Source organism: Oceanobacillus luteolus (assembly GCF_023715655.1).
Lineage (GTDB): Bacteria > Bacillota > Bacilli > Bacillales > Amphibacillaceae > Oceanobacillus > Oceanobacillus luteolus.
In genome coordinates, this window is the sequence record NZ_JAMBON010000126.1 from 1 (window position 1) to 966 (window position 966).

At 38.5% G+C, this 966-nt stretch carries 1 protein-coding gene; it reads left to right on the top strand.

Features of this window, described 5'->3' with window-relative positions:
* Nucleotides 1–218 precede the first annotated feature (218 nt).
* Nucleotides 219–966, top strand: a 748-nt coding sequence (istA, locus tag M3210_RS20005; protein ID WP_251518046.1) for an IS21 family transposase, incomplete at its 3' end; no start/stop codon positions are given.

Genomic DNA, 966 nt, shown 5'->3' on the forward strand with positions numbered 1-966 from the left:
TGTAACTGCTAAACTATAATAGACAGTTATTGCTAAATAAGAATGAACACTTTCTATGGGGATAGGCATGTAAAAGGATGTTGCCCCGTAGGGGCGACAGCCTTTTACATGCTCGGCGAATTATGTCAGTCCCCTCATTATCAAACGCTCCTTCTCCTGTATAATATTTAATTATATTATACGTTAGTGGGGGTACGTGGAAGGTGGAAAAGTGGGAAATGTACATGGAAATTCATCAATTAAAAAAACAAGGATTTAAAGTAAGGGGTATAGCTAGAAAACTAGGTATTTCACGAACAACAGTATATAAATATCTTCGAAAATCACCGGAGGAAATGAGTGTATGGATGGCTTCAACAAAGTCTCGAATGAAGAAGCTAGATCCGTATGAAATGGTTATCCATACATGGTTAACAGAACATCCAGATTTATCTGCAGCTCAAGTTCATGATTGGCTACTCGAAAGATATGAAGATCTACAAGTCGCTGAAAGTACCGTTCGTAATTATGTAAAGGAATTACGTGAAAAGTATTCCATTCCAAAAACAAAAGAAAAACGGGTATACCAAGCAGTTCCAGAACTTCCAATGGGACAGCAAGCACAAGTAGATTTTGGACAAACACAACAGAAAAAGCGGGATGGAAAGAAAGTAACGCTGAACTTTATTAGCTTTGTGCTTTCGCACTCTCGTTATAAGTATGTGGAGTGGTTAGACCGCCCTTTTACAACGAGGGATATGATTCAAGCTCATGAGAATGCATTTGAATACTTCGGCGGAATTCCGTACGAACTCGTATACGATCAAGACGCTTTACTCGTTGTAAACGAAAATGCAGGAGACGTTATCTTAACCGCAGAGTTTCAATCTTACCGCGAAGAAAGAAAATTAAATATAGCGATTTGTCGAAAACAAGACCCTGAAAGCAAAGGGAAAGTTGAAAATGTCGTCGGTTTTATCAAAGGAA